This is a genomic window from Pseudomonas sp. PNPG3, assembly GCF_023093815.1.
Classification (GTDB): domain Bacteria; phylum Pseudomonadota; class Gammaproteobacteria; order Pseudomonadales; family Pseudomonadaceae; genus Aquipseudomonas; species Aquipseudomonas asiatica.
The window spans coordinates 1-13,513 of record NZ_JALLKV010000058.1 but is presented as its reverse complement, the minus strand read 5'-3'; the positions used below and the strand labels follow the sequence as shown (position 1 = coordinate 13,513).

Genomic DNA, 13,513 nt, shown 5'->3' with positions numbered 1-13,513 from the left:
TCTGCGATGATCAAACTGTCTGATTCTCTGCCCAGGTCCATCATGCAACTGACCCGCCACGTCGACGCCAATGCGCCGCTTTGCACACTGATCCGCAGCCTTGCCACGCGCCCGGGCTTCGTGCCCACGCATCTGCCCCAGGTGCAGGTGCTGAGCTGGGACCACTATGTGGCCAGCAGCCCGCAGATCTACGAACCCAGCCTGATGATCCTGGCCCAGGGCAGCAAGCTGGCGCGCCTGGGGCCGCGTACCCTGGAATATGGCGCCGGGCATTACCTGGTGCAGGCACTGTCGGTGCCGTTCATGTGCGAAACCTTTGCCACCCCCGAAGCACCGTTGCTGGGCGTGGCGGTGGACATCGACCGCGGCGTGCTGGGTGAACTGGTGCAAAGCATGGCCCTGGCGCCGGATGCCGCGGTGCAGGCGCAAACCCCGCATTCAATGACCTCGGCTGCACTCGATGCGCCGATGCGCGAATGCGTGGAACGGCTGCTGCGCTGCCTGCAGGACCCGGTGGACGCCAAGGTGCTGGGCCCGGCGCGGGTACGCGAGGTGCTGTACACCGCCTTGCGCGGCCCACAGGCGGGCGTGTTGCGGGCGCTGGTGGAGCAACAAGGGCACTTCGCCCGCATCGGCGCCGCCCTTGCCCACCTGCGCGAACACTACACCGAGCCGCTGAGCGTTGAAGCGCTGGCCGCACGCGCCAACATGAGCGTTTCGACCTTCCACGAGCACTTCAAGCGCTGCACCGACATGGCGCCGATGCAGTACCTCAAGCGCCTGCGGCTGCTGAAGGCGCAGCAGATGCTGATCGGCGAAGGCCTGGGGGTGGCGCAGACCGCGCACCGGGTGGGGTACCAGAGCACCTCGCAGTTCAGCCGCGAGTACAAGCGCCAGTTCGACCGCAGCCCGGGGGATGAATTGCCGTACCAGAGCCTGCCAGTGTAATCGCCTGCCCTGGCCCCATCTCCGGCAAGCTGGCTCCCACCGGGATAGCAAAGCCCTTGAGGTCAATGCGGTCGAGATAGCTGCAACTGTATTGCATGGCCTGAATCAGCTTGAAAGCGGCCATTGCGCCAATGGCCAGTAGGCGCCCTTGCGCGACTCGTACAGTGTGAAATGGCGGGCGGCGAGGTAGAAATCCGGCGCGCTGCTGGCCTCTGGCGGCTGGCCGCGGTAATCCCTGGCCAGCGTCAGGTGCGGGCGATACTCACGGTCGGCCGCGTCCACCCCCAACGGCAGCAGCGCCTGCTGCAAGCTGTACACCAGTTGCAACAGGGCCGGTGGGGTCTTCTGCGCCTCCAGCACCAAGGCGCTGGCCCGCTGCCACACCTGCAGGCGGTCCAGCAACAGCCGTGGTGCCGTGGCTGGAAGCTCCAGCTGGTCGACCGCCGCGCAAATAGCAGGCATATGGGCGGTATCCACATCGCCGAGAAACAGCAGTGTCACATGGAAGTTGGCGGCCGGCACCGGTCTTCCGCTGCGCAGGCTCAGGCCACGTCGCCACTGGGCCAGGGCGCGGCGCTGGGCATCGCTCACCGGCAAGGCGAAGAACAGGCGCTTGAATGGTTTTTCGATACGTCCGCTGACCGGTGTCATCGTGCCGCTCCTGAAGATGCGCAAAGCACGTACTGATGCGCTGGGAAACTCGCAGGGCTGCCAGTTTCGCGGGCAGGGACCCAAACCATACGCTGAGGTCTCCATTCAATCATATAGATACGGTTATGAAACAGCGTCAGCACACCCGTAATACCCAACCTCCCATGCAAGCAGTACTGAAGTGGGGCCAGCGTGAGTACGCGTTCAAGGCTTCTGAAGTAGAAACAGATGTCAGTGAGGGCAACCGCACATTTTTTGCCGCTCATTACAAGGAGGGATCGGATGACGTTCATAGCTTCATCCACATGGATATCCCTGAAAGCTGCTTGGTCACAGGCGAATCCCACAAGATCGGCCCAGGTCAGAAAGCCGAGATCAACGCCTATTTCGGCTCGAGTTCGATTGGCCGCTCAGGTTGGGCGACCGAAGGGGAAATACGAATTGTCCAGATGGATCAGGCTTCCAAGGCATTGGAGGCAGAGTTCAAGTTCACCATTGTAGACACCATGGGCCAGGTTGACATCGTGGATGGCAAGCTGTCCTTGTCGCTGGCCGACCATGCGACGCAATGCATCTCCAGCACCGGCCAGGTCAAGGCCAACATCGACCCTGCCATTTTCCCCTCGCTGGGCAACCTCGACGCTCAAACCATCAAATCCAGGGAGCTGGAAGACGGGCGCATCCAACTCACCGCAAAACAGCAAGTGGACAACGCTACCCAAGGCATCATGATGCTGTTCAGTGAACACCACGCACGCCTGTTCTTCTTGATTGGCAGTTTGTACTATCCCCTGACCGGGGGCCGTCTGCAGCATGAGTGGAACGTGGAGAACAGGACCCTGACCGCCGAATTCACTGATTATGTGGTCAGCTACCAAGGCAAGGACCATCGCATCACGGATGGCCGCATCGAGGCTACTCTGGCCTGATGCATCGCCTGCAGACCTTGGCACAGCGGTGACGCTTGTACCAAGGTCTGCCACTGTTGCGTCACATTCTTCTATAAAGCATCGACTCGATTGTTTATGCTGGCGGGCTTAGCCATCACGCATGGCCATTACTTGACGTATCCGCCCATGAAAATCGCCTTAGTCCTCATCTTCGTCCTCTCGATCGCCTATGTTCACCTGCGCGGTCGCGTTCGCCACAAGCTGACCCGTCAGCTGGGCGACCACTCCAGTTTCCTGGCCCCGGTCAACAGCTTCCTGTACCTGTTTTCCCGGCACCCGGCCAAGCCTTACCTGCCGGTGGAGGCCTTCCCCGAACTGCAGACGCTGCAGGACCATTGGCAGGAAATCCGCGAGGAAGCCCAACAGCTGCTGCATGTGGGCGAAATCAAGAAGTCCGACAATTACGATGATGTCGGTTTCAACTCATTCTTCAAGACCGGCTGGAAGCGCTTCTACCTGAAGTGGTACGGCGAAAGCCACCCGTCGGCGATGACCCTGTGCCCACGCACCACCGAGTTGCTCAAAGGCATCGGCACGGTCAAGGCCGCCATGTTCGCCACCCTGCCACCGGGCGCCAAGCTGGTGCGCCACCGCGACCCGTATGCCGGCTCGTACCGCTACCACCTGGGCCTGGACACGCCTAACGACGATGGTTGCTACATCGATGTGGACGGTGAGAAGTATTCCTGGCGCGATGGCGAGGGCGTGGTCTTCGACGAGACCTACATCCACTACGCGGCCAATACCACTGAGCACAACCGCATCATCCTGTTCTGCGACGTGGAACGCCCGCTCAAGTACCGCTGGGCGACCGCGTTCAACCGCTGGTTCAGCCGCAACGTCATGGCCGCTGCCGCCGCCCCCAACGATGCCGGCGACAAGACCGGTGGCATCAACCGTCTGTTCACCCGCATCTACAAGATCCGCGAACGTGGCAAGGCGATGAAGAAGCGCAACCGCACGCGCTACTACCTGGAGAAGTGGGCGTTCGTCGCGGCGTTGGTGCTGGTGTTCATCTATATCTGATCGATGTGGGAGCGCGCAGTCCAAAGGCCTGCGCGCAACCAACCAAAGTACAAGCCTCACACTTTCCACTCTTCGACTAGCCTGAAAGCTCCACTCGCAACCTCCCCAAGGTGAAGACGATGAGCATGATGGACTGGGACGCCTACCGTAAGCAGTTGATGGCCGGCATCGGCGATCTCAAGCAGCTTTCCCCTGACACCGTGGCCGGCTACATGACCGCCAGCGGCGCAGGGGCCAAGACCAACCACCTGGACGCCAAGACCCGCGAGCTGATCTCCCTCGCCGTGGCCGTGACCACACGCTGCGATGGCTGCATCGCGGTGCATTCGCAGCAGGCCGTCAAGCACGGTGCCAGCCGCGAGGAAATCGCCGAGGCCCTCGGCGTGGCCGTGGCGATGAACGCTGGTGCCGCGCTGGTGTACTCGGCACGTGCCATGGATGCGGTGGGCAAGGCCAACGGCTGAACGCAAATGGCGTCGCCGCCCTTGCGCGACGGCGCCGCGCCACCCAGACTGGGCGGCCCAGCCCTTGCAGGAACCCGCATGATCCACATCCGCCCCATGACACCGGAAGACTTCGAACACTTCTGGCCCACCTTCCAGGCCGTCGTACAGGCCCGTGAAACCTACGCATTCGACCCGGCCCTCAGCTTCGAACAGGCCCGCCAGCTGTGGCTGGAACTGCCCATGCGCACATTCGTGGCCGAGGATGACGGCGCGATGCTGGGGTCGTATTACCTCAAGGCCAATGCCGCCGGGCCCGGTGGGCACGTGGGCAATTGCGGCTACATGGTCTGTGAAACGGCACGCGGCCGCGGCGTCGCGCGGTTGATGTGCGAGCACTCCCAGAAACAGGCACGCCAGGAGGGCTTTCTGGCCCTGCAGCTCAACTCGGTGGTGGCCACCAACGAGGTAGCGGTGGCGCTGTGGCACAAGCTGGGCTTCGAAACCGTTGGCCGCTTGCCCAAGGCCTATCGCCATGCCCGCCTGGGGCTGGTGGACTGCCTGGTGATGTACAAGTGGCTGGCGGACGAGCCGGTAGTGGAGAAGCCGCCACTGCTGATCGGGCGCAAGAACATCGAGGCGCGGGTGTCGCGGCGGCGCGGGCGCTGACTTCTTCAGGCCGCCCTGCTCGACGAAGGTCTATGGTAAAGTCGCGCCCTTTTTGAACATGCTGGGATATCGTTGCACATGACCCCCGTCCTCCGCTTCCTCAACCGCACCAGCCTGGTGACGCAGATCGTCATCGGCCTGATCGCCGGCATCGCCCTGGCCCTGCTTGCGCCCGCCATCGCCCGCGACATGGCCTTCCTCGGGAAAGTCTTCGTCAGCGCCCTCAAGGCGGTGGCGCCCGTGCTGGTGTTCATCCTGGTCATGGCCTCGATCGCCAACCACCGCCACGGCCAGGAAACCCATATCCGCCCGATCCTCTGGCTGTACCTGCTGGGCACCTTCAGCGCAGCGGTAGTCGCCGTGGTCGCCAGCATGCTGTTCCCGTCCAACCTGGTGCTGACTACCAGCGACGCTGCGCTGAGTGCGCCGGGGGGCATTACCGAGGTGCTGCAGAACCTGCTTCTGAGTGCGGTCGACAACCCGATCAACGCCCTGCTCAACGCCAACTTCATCGGCGTACTGACCTGGGCCATCGGCCTGGGCGTAGCCCTGCGCCATGCCGGCGAAACCACCCGCACCGTGGTAGAGGACCTGTCCAATGGCGTGACCCTGATCGTACGCGTGGTCATCCGCTTCGCCCCGGTGGGCATCTTTGGCCTGGTCAGCGCCACGCTGGCCCAATCGGGCCTGGACGCCCTGCTCGGCTACCTGCACCTGCTGGCGGTGCTGATCGGCTGCATGCTGTTCGTGGCGCTGGTGATGAACCCGCTGATCGTATATTGGAAAATCCGCCGCAACCCCTACCCGCTGACCCTGCTCTGCCTACGCGAAAGCGGTATCACTGCGTTCTTCACTCGCAGCTCGGCAGCCAACATCCCGGTCAACCTGGCCCTCTCGGAGCGCCTTGGCCTGCATGAGGACACCTATTCGGTGTCGATCCCGCTGGGTGCAACCATCAACATGGCCGGAGCCGCCATCACCATTACCGTCCTGACCCTGGCGGCTGTACATACCCTGGGTATTCCGGTGGACCTGCCGACCGCCGTGCTGCTCAGCGTGGTGGCGGCGGTCTGTGCCTGCGGCGCCTCGGGCGTGGCCGGTGGCTCGCTGCTGCTGATTCCACTGGCGTGCAGCCTGTTCGGCATCCCGAGCGAAATTGCCATGCAGGTGGTGGCGGTGGGCTTCATCATCGGCGTGCTGCAGGATTCGGCCGAGACGGCGCTGAATTCTTCGACCGATGTGCTGTTTACCGCGGCGGCGTGCCAGGCTGAAGAGCGGCGCAACGCTTGAGTTTGCCGGGCCCCTGTGGGAGCGGGTTCACCCGCGAATCAGGCGACGCGGTGCATGGCACCGGCTGCGCCGGTGTTCGCGGGTGAACCCGCTCCCACAGGTGCCAATTGCCTAACACGATGGCATTACCTACCCTAGTGGCCTTTCCCCAGCAATGAGACAGGGCCATGTCAGAACACGAAACCGCCGGTGAAGGCCGCTTCAGCAGCATCGAGATCCGTATTCTCGGCTCGCTGATCGAGAAGCAGGCCACCAGCCCGGAAAGCTACCCGCTGACCCTCAACGCCCTGGTCCTGGCCTGCAACCAGAAGACCAGTCGCGAGCCGGTCATGAACCTCACCCAAGGCCAGGTCGGCCAAGCCCTGCGCGCCCTCGAAGGGCAGGACATGATCCGCCTGCAGATGGGCAGCCGCGCCGACCGTTGGGAACAACGGGTGGACAAGGCGCTTGAGCTGGTGCCGGCGCAACTGGTGCTGATGGGCCTGATGTTCCTGCGCGGGCCGCAAACCCTCAACGAACTGCTGACCCGCAGCAACCGCCTGCACGACTTCGACGACACCGAGCAGATCCAGCACCAGCTGGAGCGCCTGATCTCGCGCGGCCTGGCCTTGCACCTGCCGCGTCAGGCCGGCCAGCGCGAAGACCGTTACACCCATGCTTTGGGCGACCCGGCCGAAATCGAGGCAATCCTGGCTGCCCGGCAACAAGAAGGTGGGGCACGCAGCAGCGGCGGCAATGTGTCGGAAGAACGCATCGAAGCCCTCGAAGCACGCATCGCGGCGCTGGAAGCACGCCTGGCCGAACTGGAAGGCTGAGCCGTCACGGCTCGGGGTCGGGGAAGTTGCGGCAGCTCTTGCGCTCGGCCAGCTCCCGGTCACTGGGGCGCTGGTCGACGAACACGGTGCGGCCGTCGGCGTAGATTTCCAGGTAGCCCCAGTGCAGGTCCTGCTCTTGCTGCCCGGGCTTTGGGGGGACTAGCCACCAGGGTTCGCGGCTGATCAGGGTCATGGGTGTGATTCCTGAGGGTGTCTGCAGTAATCATAGACATCCTCGGTTATTGCTTTGCTTGTACCGGCCCTTTCGCGGCTAAAGCCGCTCCTACAGGGATCTGCACAGTTTGCAAAATCTGCGCAGTACCTGTGGGAGCGGCTTTAGCCGCGAAGAGGCCGGTACAGGCTTACGCCGGTGCCGAAGTGCGGATCAGGTGGTCAAAGGCCGCCAGCGATGCCTTGGCCCCCTCACCCACCGCAATCACGATCTGCTTGTACGGCACAGTCGTCACGTCACCCGCCGCAAACACACCCGGGATGCTGGTCTGGCCCTTGGCATCGACGATGATCTCGCCACGCGGCGACAGCTCGACGGTGCCTTTCAGCCAGTCGGTGTTCGGCAGTAGGCCGATCTGCACGAAGATGCCTTCCAGCGACACTTCATGCTGTTGGTCGGTGGTGCGGTCCTTGTAACGCAGGCCGGTCACCTTTTCGCCATTGCCCAGCACCTCGGTGGTCAGCGCACTGGTGATCACCTTCACGTTCGGCAGGCTGTGCAACTTGCGCTGCAGTACCGCATCGGCACGCAGCTGGCTGTCGAACTCGATCAGCGTTACCTGGGCGACGATACCCGCCAGGTCGATGGCCGCTTCCACACCCGAGTTGCCTCCACCGATCACCGCCACGCGCTTGCCCTTGAACAGCGGGCCGTCACAGTGCGGGCAGTAGGCCACGCCACGGGCGCGGTATTCCTGTTCGCCCGGCACGTTCATCTCACGCCAGCGGGCACCGGTAGCCAGGATAACGGTCTTGGCCTTGAGCGAGGCACCGCCGGCCAGGCGTACTTCGTGCAGGCCGCCATCGGTGGCCGGGATCAGCGCTTCACCGCGCTGCAGGTTCATGATGTCCACGTCGTACTGCTTGACGTGCTCTTCCAGCGCCGTGGCCAGCTTCGGCCCTTCGGTTTCCTGTACCGAGATGAAGTTCTCGATGGCCAGGGTGTCGAGCACCTGGCCGCCGAAACGCTCGGCCGCAATACCGGTGCGGATGCCTTTACGCGCGGCATAGATAGCTGCCGAGGCGCCGGCGGGGCCACCACCGACCACCAGCACGTCGAAGGCGTCCTTGGCGTTGATCTTTTCGGCCTGGCGGCTGCCAGCGTTGGTGTCGATCTTGCCGAGGATTTCTTCCAGGCCCATGCGGCCCTGGCCAAACACTTCGCCGTTCAGGTAAATGCTCGGCACCGCCATGATCTTGCGCGATTCCACTTCCGCCTGGAACAGCGCGCCATCGATGGCCACGTGGCGCACGTTGGGGTTGAGGACCGCCATCAGGTTCAGCGCCTGGACCACGTCCGGGCAGTTCTGGCACGACAGCGAGAAGTAGGTCTCGAAGGTGAACTCGCCTTCCAGCGCCTGGATCTGTTCGATCACTTCGGCACTGGCCTTGGACGGGTGGCCCCCGACCTGCAGGAGTGCCAGCACCAGCGAGGTAAATTCGTGGCCCATGGGGATGCCGGCGAAGCGCAGGTTTATGTCGGCTCCCGGGCGGTTCAGCGAGAACGATGGACGACGGGCATCGTTGCCGTCCGCGCTGAAGGTAATAAGGTTCGACAGGCTGGCAATTTCCACCAGCAGGTCGTGCAATTCGCGGGATTTCGCGCCGTCGTCGAGGGAGGCAACGATCTCGATCGGCTGGGTGACCCGCTCCAGGTAGGTTTTCAGTTGCGATTTAAGCGTGGCGTCCAACATACGGGCGATTCCTTTTTCAAAACTCGGATACAAAAACGCCCAGGCGAACTCGCCCGGGCGCTTTACGGGGCGGTAGGTACTTCAGCTTTGGCGGCTGGCTACCGCCCGCGACATGCGCATCGGCTTAGATCTTGCCGACCAGGTCCAGCGATGGAGCCAGGGTGGCTTCGCCTTCTTTCCACTTGGCCGGGCAAACTTCGCCTGGGTGAGCGGCGACGTACTGGGCAGCCTTCACCTTGCGCAGCAGTTCGGCAGCATCGCGACCTACACCACCGTCGTTCAGTTCGACGATCTTGATCTGACCTTCCGGGTTGATCACGAAGGTACCGCGATCGGCCAGGCCGGCTTCTTCGATCAGCACGTCGAAGTTGCGCGAGATAACGTGGGTCGGGTCACCGATCAGCGGGTACTGGATCTTGCCGATGGTGTCCGAAGTGTCGTGCCAGGCTTTGTGGGTGAAGTGGGTGTCGGTGGACACGCCGTAGATTTCCACGCCCAGCTTCTGGAACTCGGCGTAGTTGTCAGCAAGGTCACCCAGCTCGGTAGGGCAGACGAAGGTGAAGTCGGCCGGGTAGAAGAACACGACAGACCACTTGCCTTTCAGGTCGGCTTCGCTGACCTGGACGAACTCGCCTTTGTGGTAGGCGGTGGCGTTGAACGGTTTGACCTGGCTGTTGATGATTGGCATGAGAGACGCTCCTTCATGGGGTTGGAATCAGTTGATGGAGAGAATCCTAACCGCTGGTCCCGATAAAGGCTCATTGGCAAAGCTCATGCTTTTGATTGGTTTTGGCTATAACCGAGGATAATTGATAGAAGGGAATGGGCTGAGCAAAGGATTGCGGGGCATTCAAGGGCTCCATCGCCGGCAAGCCAGCTCCCACAGGTACCGCGCAGGTCTCTGCACTTGTGCAATCCCTGTGGGAGCTGGCTTGCCGGCGATGGGGCCAGTGGCATCAGCGAGTGACCGTGCGCATGGTCACGAACTCTTCGGCCGCCGTCGGGTGCACGCCGATGGTTTCGTCGAACTGTTGCTTGGTCGCACCGGCCTTCAGGGCAATGCCCAGGCCCTGGATGATCTCGCCGGCGTCGGGGCCAACCATGTGGCAGCCCAGCACCTTGTCGGTCTCGGCATCGACCACCAGCTTCATCAGGGTCTTTTCCTGGATGTCGGTCAGGGTCAGTTTCATCGCACGGAAGCGACTCTCGAATACCTGCACCTTGTGCCCGGCCTCCAGCGCCTGCTCCTCGGTCAGGCCCACGGTGCCGATGGGCGGCTGGCTGAATACCGCGGTGGGTATGTTCTGGTAGTCCACAGGGCGGTATTGCTCAGGCTTGAACAGGCGCCGGGCCACGGCCATGCCCTCGGCGAGTGCCACCGGGGTCAGTTGCACGCGGCCAATCACATCGCCAATCGCCAGAATCGACGGCGCGGTGGTCTGGTATTGCGGGTCTACCCGGATATAACCGCGTTCATCCAGCTCGACGCCGGTGTTCTCCAGGCCAAGGTTGTCCAGCATCGGGCGCCGGCCGGTGGCATAGAACACGCTATCGGTGACCAGCTCGCGGCCATCCTTCAGGGTGGCCTTGAGGCTGCCGTCCTCGAGCTTGTCGATGCGCTGGATGTCGGCATTGAACTGCAGGTCAAGGCCGCGCTTTTCCAGTTCTTCCTTCAGGTGCGTGCGCACCGAACCGTCGAAGCCACGCAGGAACAGGTCGCCACGGTACAGCAGTGTGGTAGCCGACCCCAGGCCCTGGAAGATGCCGGCAAACTCGACGGCAATGTAGCCACCGCCCACCACCAGCACCCGGCGTGGCAGGTCCTTGAGGTAGAATGCTTCGTTGGAGGTGATGGCCAGTTCCTTGCCCGGAATGTCTGGCACCTGTGGCCAGCCACCGGTGGCGATGAGGATGTGCTCGGCGGTGTAGCGCTGGCCTTCCACTTCCACTTCATTGGCACCGGTCAGACGCGCATGCCCCTGCAGCAAGGTAACCCCGCTGTTGACCAGCAGGTTGCGGTAGATGCCGTTGAGGCGCTCGATTTCCCGGTTCTTGTTGGCAATCAGGGTGCCCCAGTCGAAGTGCCCTTCTTCCAGGGTCCAGCCGAAGCCTGCGGCCTGTTCCAGTTCGTCGGCGACGTGTGCGCCGTACACCAGCAGCTTTTTCGGCACGCAGCCGACGTTGACGCAGGTGCCGCCCAGGTAGCGGCTCTCGGCCACTGCCACCTTTGCCCCGAAGCCGGCGGCAAACCGCGCCGCGCGCACACCGCCGGACCCGGCACCAATCACGAACAGATCAAAATCGTAGGCCATGTATTCACTCTCCTAGGCAGGCGCCCAGCATAACGCACTGGGGCCGCTTTGCGACCCTTCGCGGGCCCGCCCGCTCCCACAGTACCGGCGCAGCCTTGAAGGCCTGCACAATACCTGTAGGAGCGGGCGTGCCCGCGAAGGGCTGCAAAGCAGCCCCAGTTATCAGCTTTGATACAAGTAGCGGCTTATCAGTAAGCCTTGCCAGTCTTGTAGTAGTTCTCGAAGCAGAAGTTGGTCGCGTCGATGTAGCCCTCGGCGCCACCGCAGTCGAAACGCTTGCCTTTGAACTTGTAGGCGATCACACAGCCGTTCTGCGCCTGTTGCATCAGGGCGTCGGTGATCTGGATCTCGCCACCTTTGCCCGGCTCGGTGTTGGCGATGATGTCGAAGATGTCCGGGGTCAGGATGTAGCGACCGATGATCGCCAGGTTCGACGGGGCATCTTCCGGCTTTGGCTTCTCGACCATGTTGGTGACGCGGAAAATGTCGTCACGGATCATGTCGCCGGCGATCACGCCGTACTTGTTGGTTTCCTGCGGATCGACTTCCTGGATGGCAACGATCGAGCAACGGAACTGGTTGTACAGCTTGACCATCTGGGTCAGTACGCCGTCACCCTCCGGGTTCACGCACAGGTCGTCCGCCAGCACCACGGCGAACGGCTCGTCGCCAATCAGCGGGCGGCCGGTCAGGATGGCGTGGCCCAGGCCTTTCATTTCGGTCTGGCGGGTGTAGGAGAACGAGCACTCGTCGAGCAGGCGACGGATACCAACCAGGTATTTTTCCTTGTCGGTGCCCTTGATCTGGTTTTCCAGCTCGTAGCTGATGTCGAAGTGGTCTTCCAAAGCACGCTTGCCGCGCCCGGTGACGATGGAGATCTCGTTCAGACCGGCATCCAGTGCCTCTTCAACGCCATACTGGATCAGTGGCTTGTTGACCACCGGCAGCATTTCCTTGGGCATGGCTTTGGTAGCGGGCAGGAAGCGGGTGCCGTAACCGGCTGCCGGGAACAAGCATTTTTTGATCATATACGTCCTTACAAAAGGCTAGGCCAGTGGAATTCGGCGCAGTCTAATCAGGCGGCAGTCACCTTACAATGCCCTACCTGTGGCCGATCGATGGGAAGATAGAGATAACCTAGTGTAGATAGTTCCGGGGGATCGTAAATATTGCTGTCATCCTTGACCGTTGGATGACAGGAAATCGGGGTTTCCTGTACTGGCCTCTTCGCGGGCAAGCCCGCTCCCACAGGTACTGCACAGCATTCAGAGTCTGTGGTGATCCTTGTGGGAGCGGGCTTGCCCGCGAAGAGGCCAGTACAGGCAATACATCAGCTACCGGTGCCCTGCCCGATCAACACACCATCGACCTTCTGCCCATACAGGTTCACCCCGTCATTGGCATGGAACTTCACCCGTGTCTTCTCGATGGAGCCTTCCACCAGCCGCGGGTCCTGCGGCCGTTCATGGCGATTGACCCAGGCCGCCACATCCCAGGCCTGCTGATCGCTAAGGCTGCCCGGCTTGCCCGAAGCCCGCGAATATATACCTACATCGCATGTCGGCGCCCAGCGCATCTAGGCGCATGCGGGCGGGTCCGCAGATCAACCGAGGGCTCCATGATAATGCCCGTCAGAAACTCGACGCCCCCGGGTCACGATTCACTGGAGTCATCTCTACTTTCTAGCCGGCCATTCTATGCGTGATCCATCCCAAACTCCAGTAATGTAGGCCAGGCTACCGGAAGTTGGAGTTCCGGGTGGTATACGGCCAATGGCCCGACCCAGTCGGTACCCAGCATGACCTCGGGAAAAACGGCGGCGCTGAGGTGGCGGATAGATACGCCGAGCCCATCGAGGACGGGCTATGGCACCTGATCGACGCCAAGCGCGCCGCATGATCGACCAGGATCGGAACATCAGACCTTCAACACCCCCATCCAGGCGTCCTGCCAACCACGATCCGCCCTGGTTCGTCGCTTACACCCTCCTCCCACGATTCGTACTTGAACAGGCCAATGTGATAGGCCTCTTCGAACTCCATCAGCGCCCAGTAACGAGCGGCCTCGGACAGCTCCAGCATGTCAACCAAGTTCTCCGAACTGACTTCACGCCGGCGGTGAGCGGCATAGGCCATCTCATCAAGCACCGCGGCGCGCCCGTCTGGATCGGTCACCAAAGAAAATTGGTCGTTCAGCTCATCCAGCCACGCTTTCGGTATCTCGGCCATCATTCTGCCCTGCACCACCAGGACTGCGCGTAAAGCACCCCGTCGATCTCTTCAATCCCGTTGATGTTGATGCAAAGCTGGGCCATGCCGTTGACCTTCGCATCATGCAGCCGGGGGATGATGCCCGGCCCGGGCGATGGGTTGAACACCCAAGCCTGGGTCGAAACCCGGCCTAGCGGCTCGCTGTGGTGGTCGCCGATATGGATGTCGGCCCGCAGGGGCTGGATCTTCCTGAGCTGATCGGAAGGGATGGCCA

Annotated in this window: 16 protein-coding genes and 1 pseudogene; 8 read left to right on the top strand and 9 right to left on the bottom strand. The window is 62.3% G+C overall.

Annotated elements, in window-relative coordinates; translation table 11 throughout:
* The first annotated feature begins 42 nt into the window (after positions 1 to 42).
* Positions 43 to 948, top strand: a complete 906-nt coding sequence (locus MJ643_RS25795; RefSeq protein WP_024087366.1) for an AraC family transcriptional regulator — start codon at positions 43 to 45, stop codon at positions 946 to 948.
* Positions 949 to 1,053: 105 nt separating this feature from the next.
* Here MJ643_RS25795 and thpR read toward each other — a convergent pair whose 3' ends face one another.
* Positions 1,054 to 1,599, bottom strand: a complete 546-nt coding sequence (thpR, locus tag MJ643_RS25790) for an RNA 2',3'-cyclic phosphodiesterase (RefSeq protein ID WP_013973172.1) — start codon at positions 1,597 to 1,599, stop codon at positions 1,054 to 1,056.
* A gap of 125 nt (positions 1,600 to 1,724) precedes the next feature.
* Here thpR and MJ643_RS25785 point away from each other — a divergent pair, with 125 nt between their 5' ends.
* The 6 genes from MJ643_RS25785 (at position 1,725) to MJ643_RS25760 (ending at position 6,792) form a co-directional block, all read left to right on the top strand.
* On the top strand, positions 1,725 to 2,528 hold the full coding sequence (locus tag MJ643_RS25785) for a hypothetical protein (protein WP_031325150.1): 804 nt from the start codon (positions 1,725 to 1,727) through the stop codon (positions 2,526 to 2,528).
* Positions 2,529 to 2,675: 147 nt separating this feature from the next.
* Positions 2,676 to 3,575, top strand: a complete 900-nt coding sequence (gene lpxO / locus MJ643_RS25780) for a lipid A hydroxylase LpxO (RefSeq protein WP_013973173.1) — start codon at positions 2,676 to 2,678, stop codon at positions 3,573 to 3,575.
* A gap of 119 nt (positions 3,576 to 3,694) precedes the next feature.
* Positions 3,695 to 4,039, top strand: coding sequence for a carboxymuconolactone decarboxylase family protein (locus MJ643_RS25775; RefSeq protein ID WP_013973174.1), 345 nt, complete (start codon positions 3,695 to 3,697; stop codon positions 4,037 to 4,039).
* 78 nt (positions 4,040 to 4,117) lie between these two features.
* On the top strand, positions 4,118 to 4,687 hold the full coding sequence (locus MJ643_RS25770) for a GNAT family N-acetyltransferase (protein ID WP_013973175.1): 570 nt from the start codon (positions 4,118 to 4,120) through the stop codon (positions 4,685 to 4,687).
* Between the two features lie 78 nt (positions 4,688 to 4,765).
* Positions 4,766 to 5,977, top strand: a complete 1,212-nt coding sequence (gene sstT / locus MJ643_RS25765) for a serine/threonine transporter SstT (protein WP_013973176.1) — start codon at positions 4,766 to 4,768, stop codon at positions 5,975 to 5,977.
* A gap of 167 nt (positions 5,978 to 6,144) precedes the next feature.
* Positions 6,145 to 6,792 carry a DUF480 domain-containing protein gene (locus tag MJ643_RS25760; RefSeq protein ID WP_013973177.1) on the top strand — a complete coding sequence of 216 codons (648 nt, stop codon included), beginning with the start codon at positions 6,145 to 6,147 and terminating at the stop codon, positions 6,790 to 6,792.
* A gap of 4 nt (positions 6,793 to 6,796) precedes the next feature.
* Here the strand turns inward: MJ643_RS25760 and MJ643_RS25755 are convergent, their stop codons facing one another.
* The 6 genes and pseudogenes from MJ643_RS25755 to MJ643_RS25730 all read right to left on the bottom strand — a co-directional run.
* On the bottom strand, positions 6,797 to 6,985 hold the full coding sequence (locus MJ643_RS25755; RefSeq protein WP_013973178.1) for a hypothetical protein: 189 nt from the start codon (positions 6,983 to 6,985) through the stop codon (positions 6,797 to 6,799).
* A gap of 169 nt (positions 6,986 to 7,154) precedes the next feature.
* Positions 7,155 to 8,717 (bottom strand): alkyl hydroperoxide reductase subunit F, encoded by a 1,563-nt coding sequence (gene ahpF, locus MJ643_RS25750; RefSeq protein WP_013973179.1) that lies wholly within the window; start codon positions 8,715 to 8,717, stop codon positions 7,155 to 7,157.
* Between the two features lie 124 nt (positions 8,718 to 8,841).
* Positions 8,842 to 9,405, bottom strand: a complete 564-nt coding sequence (gene ahpC, locus MJ643_RS25745) for an alkyl hydroperoxide reductase subunit C (RefSeq protein ID WP_004375926.1) — start codon at positions 9,403 to 9,405, stop codon at positions 8,842 to 8,844.
* A 268-nt stretch (positions 9,406 to 9,673) separates the two neighbouring features.
* Positions 9,674 to 11,029 carry a glutathione-disulfide reductase gene (gene gorA, locus MJ643_RS25740; RefSeq protein WP_013973180.1) on the bottom strand — a complete coding sequence of 452 codons (1,356 nt, stop codon included), beginning with the start codon at positions 11,027 to 11,029 and terminating at the stop codon, positions 9,674 to 9,676.
* Between the two features lie 188 nt (positions 11,030 to 11,217).
* Positions 11,218 to 12,057: a UTP--glucose-1-phosphate uridylyltransferase GalU gene (gene galU / locus MJ643_RS25735; RefSeq protein WP_013973181.1), complete on the bottom strand. Its 840-nt coding sequence runs from the start codon at positions 12,055 to 12,057 to the stop codon at positions 11,218 to 11,220.
* A gap of 302 nt (positions 12,058 to 12,359) precedes the next feature.
* Positions 12,360 to 12,557: pseudogene (locus tag MJ643_RS25730) on the bottom strand (cytochrome C); the annotation flags it as partial.
* Positions 12,558 to 12,787: 230 nt separating this feature from the next.
* Between MJ643_RS25730 and MJ643_RS25725 the strand changes: the two are divergent.
* Positions 12,788 to 12,928 carry a hypothetical protein gene (locus MJ643_RS25725; protein ID WP_247727095.1) on the top strand — a complete coding sequence of 47 codons (141 nt, stop codon included), beginning with the start codon at positions 12,788 to 12,790 and terminating at the stop codon, positions 12,926 to 12,928.
* Positions 12,929 to 12,954: 26 nt separating this feature from the next.
* Here MJ643_RS25725 and MJ643_RS25720 read toward each other — a convergent pair whose 3' ends face one another.
* Positions 12,955 to 13,260 (bottom strand): hypothetical protein, encoded by a 306-nt coding sequence (locus MJ643_RS25720; protein ID WP_247727094.1) that lies wholly within the window; start codon positions 13,258 to 13,260, stop codon positions 12,955 to 12,957.
* On the bottom strand, positions 13,257 to 13,513 hold a 257-nt coding region (locus MJ643_RS25715; protein ID WP_247727093.1), incomplete at its 5' end, for a hypothetical protein. The genes MJ643_RS25720 and MJ643_RS25715, both read right to left, overlap by 4 nt.

Coding starts and splice junctions, on each gene's coding strand:
- MJ643_RS25795 (WP_024087366.1), top strand. CDS start 43: ATGCAACTGACCCGCCACGTCGACGCCAATGCGCCGCTTTGCACACTG.
- thpR (WP_013973172.1), bottom strand. CDS start 1,599: ATGACACCGGTCAGCGGACGTATCGAAAAACCATTCAAGCGCCTGTTC.
- MJ643_RS25785 (WP_031325150.1), top strand. CDS start 1,725: ATGAAACAGCGTCAGCACACCCGTAATACCCAACCTCCCATGCAAGCA.
- lpxO (WP_013973173.1), top strand. CDS start 2,676: ATGAAAATCGCCTTAGTCCTCATCTTCGTCCTCTCGATCGCCTATGTT.
- MJ643_RS25775 (WP_013973174.1), top strand. CDS start 3,695: ATGAGCATGATGGACTGGGACGCCTACCGTAAGCAGTTGATGGCCGGC.
- MJ643_RS25770 (WP_013973175.1), top strand. CDS start 4,118: ATGATCCACATCCGCCCCATGACACCGGAAGACTTCGAACACTTCTGG.
- sstT (WP_013973176.1), top strand. CDS start 4,766: ATGACCCCCGTCCTCCGCTTCCTCAACCGCACCAGCCTGGTGACGCAG.
- MJ643_RS25760 (WP_013973177.1), top strand. CDS start 6,145: ATGTCAGAACACGAAACCGCCGGTGAAGGCCGCTTCAGCAGCATCGAG.
- MJ643_RS25755 (WP_013973178.1), bottom strand. CDS start 6,985: ATGACCCTGATCAGCCGCGAACCCTGGTGGCTAGTCCCCCCAAAGCCC.
- ahpF (WP_013973179.1), bottom strand. CDS start 8,717: ATGTTGGACGCCACGCTTAAATCGCAACTGAAAACCTACCTGGAGCGG.
- ahpC (WP_004375926.1), bottom strand. CDS start 9,405: ATGCCAATCATCAACAGCCAGGTCAAACCGTTCAACGCCACCGCCTAC.
- gorA (WP_013973180.1), bottom strand. CDS start 11,029: ATGGCCTACGATTTTGATCTGTTCGTGATTGGTGCCGGGTCCGGCGGT.
- galU (WP_013973181.1), bottom strand. CDS start 12,057: ATGATCAAAAAATGCTTGTTCCCGGCAGCCGGTTACGGCACCCGCTTC.
- MJ643_RS25720 (WP_247727094.1), bottom strand. CDS start 13,260: ATGATGGCCGAGATACCGAAAGCGTGGCTGGATGAGCTGAACGACCAA.